Origin of the sequence: Vibrio sp. 10N.261.52.C2 (assembly GCF_041471425.1) — a bacterium.
Classification (GTDB): domain Bacteria; phylum Pseudomonadota; class Gammaproteobacteria; order Enterobacterales; family Vibrionaceae; genus Vibrio; species Vibrio crassostreae_C.
Window position 1 is genome coordinate 1 of sequence record NZ_JBFROH010000046.1, and the last position, 9451, is coordinate 9451.

Consider the following 9451-nt stretch of genomic DNA (forward strand, 5'->3'; position numbering starts at 1 on the left):
CAAAACTATAAGATGCCGTTCCACTCGAATGGCTGTTAGCTTTCAACAGCTTGAAATAGTTAATCTTTCGTCTCCAACTTAATCGTGAGTTCCATTGTGGCTCTGTCGCTATTACATCAGCATATGGCATACCAACCAGCACAAACGAGACTTTTGCTTCTTCACTTATATATTTGAACGTATTAGCAATAGCTTGCCTTTCTTCTGCTGTAGAAAACTCCACAAGCTCTTGAATTTCATTGACGATAATCAGCTCAACAGATTTACGTTTAAGTTGCTTTACAACTGCCTCACCAAGAGCAATTTCATTACGTCGTCGGGTACCTCTTCCGCCTGACTTTCCATCTAAATCGACTAGAAACTGCGTAAGCGCGTTCTGTTCATTTATGCGGCTTGGCACTCTGGTGCTAAGAACAGGTTGTTTGCTCCAAGTTGAACTCGGCAGAAAGCGTGATAGATAATTGTTGATCAAAGCCGTCTTTCCACTTCCGGCCTCACCAGTTAACAAGAAAGACTCCGGTTCACCGCCAAGGGAGTGATTAAAACGAAGTTGATCGAATATCGAATAGATCTCCGTAATTTCGGGGTACTCAATAAAACAATTATCGTAGGCTTTCAATTGTTCACACTGCATGGAAGTAAAATTCACGATTAGTAGCCCTCTATCTCTTCAAGATCATCATCGTCCAATGATAGTTGAGTACTAACAACGTTTAATGCTGAATTACTGCTTTCATTTTTTCTAACGATTGAGCCAGGTCCTTCCGTGCCAACATCTCTGTATTTTGCAATCTTAGAAGTGTTCCCTGTTTTAGGTTGGGTGAGCTTTTTGTTTTTAGAACTACGCATTCTCTCAGCTTCCCCTTCAATAAGAGCTTCCATATAGAGATAGGTATCGGCTAAAGACTCTTCATTGACGAGGCTTCGGGTATTCAACCTGCGCACTCTTTGAATTCGCTCATGTTCGAACAACGAAAGTCCATTGGTATACCCACTGTTATCAACCGCTGGGACTTTTATGTATTTCTTTTCTGATTCAAGAAAAACGTAGATAGCGCTTATGTCCGACGGATCGGTTTTTGTCCTGACGAAGAGTTTCCCTTGTGAATTAACCGAATTGTATTTTCGATACTCTATGAGCTCATCCGATTGATAGCATAAATTGTGCAACCTTATCCCAGCGATCCCTATCGTCCGGTGCCTTAACAACCCCAACTCAATACGTAACTCGGCCGCAGCTTGTCCTTGGTAGAAATTTGGAAGCCATTTCGATTCATTCCACTTATGATAAGGAACATTCCTTTCTCGACTATCAGAGTCCATGTGATAGCGGTCGATAACCCATTTATGTATTAACTCCATAAATACAGAAACTCTAACGGCAGACTCTTTTTTAGGATCGTAATCTTTAAGCTGAGTGGGATTTGTGAATGTTTTTCCAGGCAGAGCGTTAACCAACCCCTTGTTTAGTTGATCAAATAACTTTTCTATACCGGTCTTTCTCCACGGTTTGGCAGCTTGGCTGTATTGAATATCCGACACCAAAGGTCTCAAAGAGTCCTCTAGGCTATCACTCCAAAACTCGGCACCATTATCAACGACCAGATAGTCTATTTTTCCATGACATGGCCAATCATTTGTTATTGAGGGATATTTTTCGCTTACCCAGCGCTTGTCTAGCAAAGTACTTAATAGTGCTTTTCTGACGGAATCAAAACTAGGCTCTCTAAAGTTAACGCTGAAGCCGACGATGCACTTACTAAACCTGTCATAGAGCATGGTTAGATATGGGCGACCTAATGGAATATCCAATTCATCATCAATCAGTATGACAGGGACTGGAGTATGGTCAATTTCAACGTACTCCATCGGTTTCGTCGCCTCTATTTGCTGGCCTACAGAACGAAACTCTCTATCTGCATATCGCTTTCCATACCTTTCCACTGCAACATCATAGGGTGGTAAACTATTCACTCTGTCATAAAATGCTCTTTGGCTAATTCGCTTGATTTTGCCTTCGACTATTTCTTGATTGGCTTTAATTACTCGGCTTTTGTAATAGCGGTAAGCCTCTGCAACGCTTAAACGCTCTTTAGTCAGGTATTTTTTTTCAATCGCTTCATCAATGAGCGACTGTGAATCTGTATGAACGGTTCTATTTCCTTTTTGGGCGTGTTTAGGAATGAGCGAAAAAACGGTTCTCCCTGATTCAAAATACATTTTCTTCCAGCCGGCAAGAACTCGCCAACTCGGTGGAGATAGCCCTAGCTCTTGTTCAACCTGATTTAAAATCGGTACAAGATTTTTTTCTGTCCACCCACCTTTTAGACGTTTTTCAGTAAATTGAATGACTTTAAGACGTCGTAATACTTCTTGTTGAGTTTTTACAGGATAGGTATCAATGGAAGGGAGATACGATTTATCTTCTTCAAATAAATCACTCGGTATTTGGGTTACTAATTCCGCTTCGTTGGCAGAAGCTTCCATTTCATCAATGAAACCAAAAACGTCATCAAAATCTGACGTCATACCTAACACCAAACGTAGCTATTCAAACCAAAATCAGAGCTTCTAATATCAGTATTAACTCTCCCTGACGATAGCCAACAGAGTGTTGATATCAGAGTTTCATGCTCAGACAGTCCTAAGTGGTCGGAGATTTCGCGTAATTGTACTTTCTGTCTACGTTGTATAAATCCGAGAACAGACTTTTGCGCTTTAGTGATGGTATGCAAACCAGAGTAACGATGTAACAGCTTTAAGTTACTAAATATTGGGTCAATACGAATTTGTTTCTCTGTCACTAAAACAAGGCGTTTTCCTTGTTCTTCTAGTGCTACTCGCTGTTTTTCAGCAAATCGGAGCCTGAAGTCTGGTTTTAAAATCTGGCTTGAGTGCTTAATCTCAATAAGAGTAGATTGGTCGTTATGATTATCGGCTAAAAAATCTGGCGTATAACGACACTTGCGACCATTAAAGTAGTAATAAAAACCGTGTGGTTGAGATATGTACCCTTTAACATCAGGGTTATATTCGAGATGGAAACAAAAATCGAACTCTAAAACAGAGAGAGTGCGAACAACAGCATCATTTTTCAAGCTCATGAACTTGCAGATGTTGTGAACGTGAGAGGATTTTTTGGTTTGGTCGAACATAGTGCGCATCACTTTTGTTGTAAACCTACAACAAAAAATAGACTATGCTGACTTATAGTGCAAATTTGCTAACTTCTTTGCAATTTATGCTAACTTAGTTTGCAAACATCAAAGGGGTGGGAACCCAGCCACATCCCGGCACACAAGTCACTCGCTGCGGCTGCTCCCTTCCAGGCCTGACCGAGTTCACGAGCTATTGTTGCGGGAGGACCAGGCCCCCATAGATTTGTTTTCTAAGAGGCTTGCCTCAAAGAGTGATTGGATTATTAAGCATCACAGCAACCATTGCAAGCCCTTCCACCCTATTTTTGAACAATTGCGGTCTAAGTGCTTATCCTTTATTCAAACCACTAGAAAATCGCAGGTAAATTCACCATTTACCTGCATTTGGAAGGGTTGGATTGCTGGAGTACTAAATATCGATATCTTCGTTATCTTCTGTGCGAATGATGTAGTCTGTCATCCACGCGGTGCCTAATAGACACAACCATACTACAAAGACTGGACTAGGTACTTCGATACTTGGGGTAATCACCAAAGCCGCAAAACCAACCGTTGGCAGTGTCCAACACAGTAGTTTATTCCAGCGGAAGGTTTTCAAGCGCGTCAGCGTTTCCATCGATGCCATGATGCCCGTTACACACAAGGCAACCAAAGCGGCATAAGGTAAATCGGCTATCCATAATGGAAGTATTAAGCCTAATGACCACCAGCTGTGTCGGCTAGCAGGCTTAAGATGATTTGCCGCCCACCAAATCACGATGATTGATAAGGTTTGAAGTGTGGTAACCCACGGGACGCCTTCAAGCTTGCCTGCTGATTGTGTCACCATGATCCCGACCTGCAAAGTAGTCACAATCAAGCCGGAAATAATCACGACCGACAAACTACTGCGTCTTGAAAAGACCACCATCAATAGCGGGAACAGTACCCACGCACTGACAGACAGCGTGATAGGCTGCAAAGGAAGGGTTAGACCATAAGTGGTCATGGAAACAAGCAAAGCTAATCCTGCTATGCCCCCCTGCGGTAAAATCCATAAAGCAGGAATTACCATTGCAAGCACCGGGATATCTCCCTCACTTAAACTGATTGCTCTCGCGCAAACAACCGCTAATAATGTGGTGATCAAGAACTGAAACGTTGTAAATACCATAGCCCTCTCCTTCTACCGATCCGTGGTACCATACCAATCGTAGTAATTAACTGGTCACCCTAGCTTGTTAAAAAACTCGATAACCTCGTTAGATTTTTTGATTGTAGAATAACTACTTATCAAAACTTCTTATCAAAAAGAGCGGCCTTGCTCTCAAGCTTATTCCCTGCGCTATTTTTGAACACTTATTTACTGTGATTGGTATTTATGAACTAGGAACATTTAGTATGGACCAATTTTTGAGCCAAATCTTTGCTGTGATTCACCAAATTCCATATGGGAAAGTAACAACTTATGGAGACATAGCACGTTTTTCAGGATTTCCGGGCTATGCGCGCCATGTTGGTAAAGCGCTGGGTAACCTGCCAGAAGGTAGCAAACTGCCTTGGTATCGAGTGATAAACAGCAAGGGTGAAATCTCTTTAAAGGGTGATTCGTTCGACCGACAAAAGCAGCATTTGGTTAAAGAAGGGGTTGAGGTGAGTGATGCAGGAAAGATCAAACTCAGAATATACAAATGGCAGCCCTAGAGCTGCCACTAATCGTCAATTCAACTGGCTAAGTTAAGCCAATCAAGATGCCTTAACAGTGGCATCGATTTCTGATTAACGAACACCAACCAAACGTAGGTCTGCTTGCTGTGTATTTTCTACATCAGTAATTACTGACTTAATAGTGTCAGTAGTGAAACGCAGTTTACCGTCAACATGAATCGATGCGCGCATGTTGTAACGGTGGTTAGCTTTAATTTTGTCGTTGTCGTAGCTCAGCTCGAATGCGAACGGTACTTGCTTACCGTCTGTGGTGAACTCTTGAGTTGCGATAACCGTCGATGGTGCATCAGCCAGTGAGATATCTTCTAGCGTAACGGTAACCACTGCATTCTCTGGCAATGCAATTCTTTCACGGTAGCTTACTGTTCCTGAAATCACTTGAGTGTTCTCTGCAACCACTTCTTGAGAAGCGCTCGTTTCTGATGTTGCTTGGCAACCAACAAGTAGGCCAAACGATACTAAAGACGTAAGAAGAATTAGAGCCTTTTTCATATTCAATTTCTCTCAACATGTTTGCCGGACTCGGCAAATCTACTCACCAATTATAAGAGAGCTTTCATATTCTGTCTTGAAACCCTATGATTTATTGACAGATATCTGACTAAGCTAAATGATTAACACCATAATCTGACACCCATTTTACGAAGAGGAATGCTGGCGATGAGTCAACCTTTACAAGAATTACTAAGTTTACTTCAGCTAGAAAAACTGGAAGAAGGTTTATTCCGTGGGCAAAGTGAGAACCTAGGCCTACCACAGGTATACGGCGGTCAGGTATTGGGACAAGCGCTTTCTGCTGCTCGTTATACCGTTCAAGACGACCGTAGTGTTCACTCGTTCCACAGTTATTTTCTGTTTCCCGGCGATCCTGAAAAGCCAATCATTTACGATGTTGAGAACCTACGAGATGGACGCAGCTTTAGCACACGCCGTGTAAAAGCGATTCAAAATGGCCGCCCTATTTTCTATCTCACTGCTTCTTATCATGGCGATGCGCCAGGGTTTGAGCACCAGATTTCAATGCCTGATATTCCGGGACCAGAGAACTTTGCCTCAGAAACTGAATTAGCGAGCCACATTGCGGAATTCTTACCAGAGAAACTGCGCAAAACCTTCTGTGGCGAAAAGCCGATTGAGATGCGTCCGGTGACGGTGGTAAACCCACTGAAACCTAAGAAGACGGAAGCGAAACAATACCTTTGGGTAAGAGCGAATGGCGCGATGCCAGACAACCACTTGATCCACCAATACCTGCTTGCCTACGCATCGGATTGGGGATTCTTAGTGACGGCGCTTCACCCACATGAAGTCTCTATCATGACGCCAAATTTTCAAGTGGCGACGATTGACCACTCAATCTGGTTCCACCGCCCATTCAAAATGGACGAATGGCTGCTTTATGCGATTGAAAGCCCAACGGCAGCGAACACTCGCGGCCTAGTGCGCGGCGAGATCTTCAACCAGAAAGGTGAGCTGGTAGCGACAGCAGTACAAGAAGGTGTGATGCGTTTTACTAAATAGCACTCAAATAAATAGCGGATAAACGCTTCTTACAAGCCCCAAATACGCACAAACAAAAAGAGGCTAGGTTTAATACCTAGCCTCTTTCTTTAATGACGCTTAAGAAAACTCGTCACGCAAAAATCAATAAAACCTACTCAACTTCTAACGTTGGCTCAAACTCGCCTTGAACTCGCGTTTTAATGCCATCACCTGCGTCTCGTAGAAGGTTAAATGGCGATAACACTACGCCTTTCACCGCGCCCTCAGCGGCTCCCTGAGCGAGTTCCTTACTCTTATCAGCTAACAAATTAGCTTGTGCCAAAATACCTGGGACTTCCGCTCGTAGCATTTCAGATTCCGTGACGATGACAGGAATAGTCTGTTCGCGGTAAGACTTACTTTCAGCGAGCATTGGTGGCATTACGTCTACGCGGTATCTCTTTAATTCAGTTAATGTTGGTGGAATAACATCGGTTCTTACCTGCTCGACTTCCGTTCGAACATTTTTCACTTCATCTAATATCGCAGGGATTTTGTTGTCGACCGAGGCTACGGTTTGATTCACATCATCGATCGTCTTTCTAACTTCTTCGACAGTGTTTAACACCTGAGGAGCAAGATCGCTGACATGTTCTGCAAGCGCTAATAGCTCTTCTACTTTGAGCCCTTTGGTGAGGCCCGATATGTCTTCGATAACTTGCGGGTAAGTATCAACGATTTCACCGACTTTATTAGTCAATGAGTAGATGGTGTAACCCAAGTAAAAAATGGCGACCGCCAGTACCAGCTGGATAGCGGTAGATACTTTGCAAACATGAATAATCCTTTTCTTTATCGCAGAGACGAGATCTAAACTGAGAAGATAGTTAAACTAAAGCGATAGTTAATCTATTACTAGGCGCAGCTTAAAGCGGCAATGCTGTCGTGTACTTCAATGGTTCCATCGCAAACGTCGAGGTCACATTAGAGATACCATCAATGCTATTCACCAAGCGCTTATAGAAATCATCAAAGCACTTCATGTCTTTAACCTGAACCTTCATCATATAATCATATTCGCCAGCCATGCGATAGAACTCCATCACTTCTGGAAATTCCGACACAGTATTCACAAAACGACCATACCACTCATGAGAATGATCACTGGTTTTCACCAATACGAACGCAGTAAAGGAAAGATCCAGTTTTTCCGGGTTCAGCAGTGCAACTCTTTTCTCAATAATGCCGTTCTCTTCGAGGCGCTTAAGCCTTTTCCAACAAGGCGTTGTAGTGAGATTGACCGCTTCAGAAATATCGTTCAATGACAGGGTGCTGTCTTCTTGCAGTAACCCTAATATTTTTTTATCTACGGCATCTATCACACTTTCACCAAATCGCATTTAAAGAGAATAATTTTCCACAATTTAAGCAAAACAAAGCAAATATGGCAAAGTTTTTCTCTCCGATTATAGATAAATTAGAACCATACCAATTACAAAGAATTCCTACACTCGATCAGGAGAACGTTTATGTGCACTGACCATCAATGGATTAACAACGCGATTCGTAAAATTGAAGCGGACTACCAACGCTCAGCGGATACGCACCTTATCAAGCTCGATCTACCAAGTATCGAAGGCATTGATGTTTACCTTAAAGATGAAAGCACACACCCTACAGGCTCTTTAAAGCACCGTTTAGCGCGTTCTCTCTTCTTATACGCTATCTGTAACGGTTGGGTTGGCCCAGAAACCACGATCATTGAATCTTCATCGGGCAGTACTGCGGTGTCTGAAGCTTACTTCGCTCGCCTACTTGGTCTTCCATTTATCGCGGTAATGCCAAAATGCACAGCGAAGAAAAAGATCGAGCAAATTGAATTCTACGGCGGCCAAGCGCATCTTGTGGACCGCTCAGATGAAATTTACGATGAGTCTCGCCGTTTAGCAGAAGAATTGAATGGTCACTACATGGATCAATTTACTTACGCTGAGCGCGCAACCGACTGGCGTGGTAACAACAACATCGCGAACTCGATTTTCAATCAAATGCAGATGGAAGATCACCCAGTTCCGGCTTGGGTAGTAATGAGCCCAGGTACTGGCGGTACTTCAGCGACGATTGGCCGTTTCATTCGCTACCAACAACATGAAACTAAGCTTTGTGTTGTGGACCCTGAGAACTCTGTATTCCACGAATACTTCCAAACAGGCAATGCGAACGTGAAATGTAGTACATTCAGCAAGATTGAAGGCATTGGTCGCCCACGAGCAGAACCAAGCTTCATTCCTGGTGTGGTTGACGAAATGCGTAAAATCCCAGACGCAGCAAGTATCGCAACGACACATTGGTTATCTGACATTCTTGGTCGCAAGGTTGGCGCATCAACCGGTACTAACATGTACGGTGTGCTTCAGCTAGCCAGTGAAATGAAAGCTCGTGGAGAAAAAGGTTCTATCGTGACTTTGCTATGTGATAGCGGTGAACGTTACCTAGACACTTACTTCAATGACGAGTGGGTAAATCTGAATATCGGTGACCTACAGCCGTACGCGGCGAAGTTAGAAGCTTTCTCGCAAACGGGTGAGTTGGCTTAAATACAGAGCAAGCACCGACTCCAAACTAAAAAGAGCCTTGATGGGCTCTTTTTGTTTATTCATTCTATTAATCAACCACCAACGAGAACAAATTACTCTGGCTTCTGCTTCGCTTCAAATGCCGCTAGTTGTTCAGGCGTCGCTTTTGGCTGATGGTTTTGTTTCCACTCATCGTAAGTCATGCCATATACGCGCTCACGAGCGTCATCGATATCCAAGTCTAAGCCTTGTTGCTCTGCTTCCGCTTTGTACCATTTACTGAAACAGTTTCGGCAGAAGCCAGCCAAGATCATCAGATCGATGTTCTGCACATCTTTATTGTTATCTAGGTGTGCTAGCAGGCGACGAAAGGTTGCTGCATCCAGCTTATCTTGTTCTTCTTGAGAAAGATCTTTGTATTTAAATTCAGCCACTTTACTTTCCTTTATTCGATTTATTGTATTAATTCGTTGAGCTCTGTTTGTTATACAAAAAAAGCCTGCAATTCTGAAGTGACCCCGTAAAGTT

The 9451-nt window shown here is 43.1% G+C and carries 11 protein-coding genes and 1 other RNA gene; 3 read left to right on the top strand and 9 right to left on the bottom strand.

Annotated elements, in window-relative coordinates; translation table 11 throughout:
- The 5 genes from AB4307_RS17465 to AB4307_RS17485 form a co-directional block, all read right to left on the bottom strand.
- On the bottom strand, window positions 1–634 hold a 634-nt coding region (locus AB4307_RS17465), incomplete at its 3' end, for a TniB family NTP-binding protein (RefSeq protein ID WP_372132793.1).
- Window positions 635–651: 17 nt separating this feature from the next.
- On the bottom strand, window positions 652–2529 hold the full coding sequence (locus AB4307_RS17470) for a TnsB C-terminal domain-containing protein (protein ID WP_372132787.1): 1878 nt from the start codon (window positions 2527–2529) through the stop codon (window positions 652–654).
- Between the two features lie 2 nt (window positions 2530–2531).
- Window positions 2532–3155 carry a TnsA endonuclease N-terminal domain-containing protein gene (locus AB4307_RS17475; RefSeq protein WP_102333420.1) on the bottom strand — a complete coding sequence of 208 codons (624 nt, stop codon included), beginning with the start codon at window positions 3153–3155 and terminating at the stop codon, window positions 2532–2534.
- Between the two features lie 119 nt (window positions 3156–3274).
- Window positions 3275–3371, bottom strand: an RNA gene (gene ffs / locus AB4307_RS17480) — signal recognition particle sRNA small type.
- A 196-nt stretch (window positions 3372–3567) separates the two neighbouring features.
- Window positions 3568–4311, bottom strand: coding sequence for a VP0952 family biofilm-associated protein (locus AB4307_RS17485; protein WP_017064066.1), 744 nt, complete (start codon window positions 4309–4311; stop codon window positions 3568–3570).
- Between the two features lie 227 nt (window positions 4312–4538).
- On the opposite strand from AB4307_RS17485, the gene AB4307_RS17490 reads away from it, so the two are divergent.
- Window positions 4539–4841, top strand: coding sequence for an MGMT family protein (locus AB4307_RS17490; protein WP_060982945.1), 303 nt, complete (start codon window positions 4539–4541; stop codon window positions 4839–4841).
- A gap of 75 nt (window positions 4842–4916) precedes the next feature.
- On the opposite strand, the gene AB4307_RS17495 is transcribed toward AB4307_RS17490, so the two are convergent.
- Window positions 4917–5357 (bottom strand): YbaY family lipoprotein, encoded by a 441-nt coding sequence (locus tag AB4307_RS17495; RefSeq protein ID WP_372132790.1) that lies wholly within the window; start codon window positions 5355–5357, stop codon window positions 4917–4919.
- A 168-nt stretch (window positions 5358–5525) separates the two neighbouring features.
- On the opposite strand from AB4307_RS17495, the gene tesB reads away from it, so the two are divergent.
- On the top strand, window positions 5526–6386 hold the full coding sequence (gene tesB, locus AB4307_RS17500) for an acyl-CoA thioesterase II (protein ID WP_029235187.1): 861 nt from the start codon (window positions 5526–5528) through the stop codon (window positions 6384–6386).
- Between the two features lie 133 nt (window positions 6387–6519).
- On the opposite strand, the gene AB4307_RS17505 is transcribed toward tesB, so the two are convergent.
- Entirely contained in the window at window positions 6520–7188 is a 669-nt protein-coding gene (locus AB4307_RS17505; RefSeq protein ID WP_372132796.1) for a hypothetical protein, read from the bottom strand.
- Between the two features lie 85 nt (window positions 7189–7273).
- Window positions 7274–7747: an Lrp/AsnC family transcriptional regulator gene (locus tag AB4307_RS17510; protein ID WP_017062025.1), complete on the bottom strand. Its 474-nt coding sequence runs from the start codon at window positions 7745–7747 to the stop codon at window positions 7274–7276.
- A gap of 129 nt (window positions 7748–7876) precedes the next feature.
- Between AB4307_RS17510 and AB4307_RS17515 the strand changes: the two genes are divergently transcribed.
- The gene (locus AB4307_RS17515; protein ID WP_136978152.1) at window positions 7877–8944 is read left to right on the top strand and encodes a PLP-dependent cysteine synthase family protein; all 1068 of its coding nucleotides are present in this window, start codon (window positions 7877–7879) and stop codon (window positions 8942–8944) included.
- A 92-nt stretch (window positions 8945–9036) separates the two neighbouring features.
- Here the strand turns inward: AB4307_RS17515 and AB4307_RS17520 are convergent, their stop codons facing one another.
- Complete coding sequence (locus AB4307_RS17520; protein WP_004736423.1) at window positions 9037–9357, bottom strand: DUF1244 domain-containing protein; 321 nt, start codon at window positions 9355–9357, stop codon at window positions 9037–9039.
- Window positions 9358–9451: the final 94 nt, after the last annotated feature.

Excerpts from the sequence above, each read along its gene's own strand:
- AB4307_RS17510 (WP_017062025.1), bottom strand. The coding sequence starts at position 7,747 with ATGCGATTTGGTGAAAGTGTGATAGATGCCGTAGATAAAAAAATATTA.
- AB4307_RS17485 (WP_017064066.1), bottom strand. The coding sequence starts at position 4,311 with ATGGTATTTACAACGTTTCAGTTCTTGATCACCACATTATTAGCGGTT.
- AB4307_RS17495 (WP_372132790.1), bottom strand. The coding sequence starts at position 5,357 with ATGAAAAAGGCTCTAATTCTTCTTACGTCTTTAGTATCGTTTGGCCTA.
- AB4307_RS17475 (WP_102333420.1), bottom strand. The coding sequence starts at position 3,155 with ATGTTCGACCAAACCAAAAAATCCTCTCACGTTCACAACATCTGCAAG.
- AB4307_RS17515 (WP_136978152.1), top strand. The coding sequence starts at position 7,877 with ATGTGCACTGACCATCAATGGATTAACAACGCGATTCGTAAAATTGAA.
- AB4307_RS17470 (WP_372132787.1), bottom strand. The coding sequence starts at position 2,529 with ATGACGTCAGATTTTGATGACGTTTTTGGTTTCATTGATGAAATGGAA.
- tesB (WP_029235187.1), top strand. The coding sequence starts at position 5,526 with ATGAGTCAACCTTTACAAGAATTACTAAGTTTACTTCAGCTAGAAAAA.
- AB4307_RS17490 (WP_060982945.1), top strand. The coding sequence starts at position 4,539 with ATGGACCAATTTTTGAGCCAAATCTTTGCTGTGATTCACCAAATTCCA.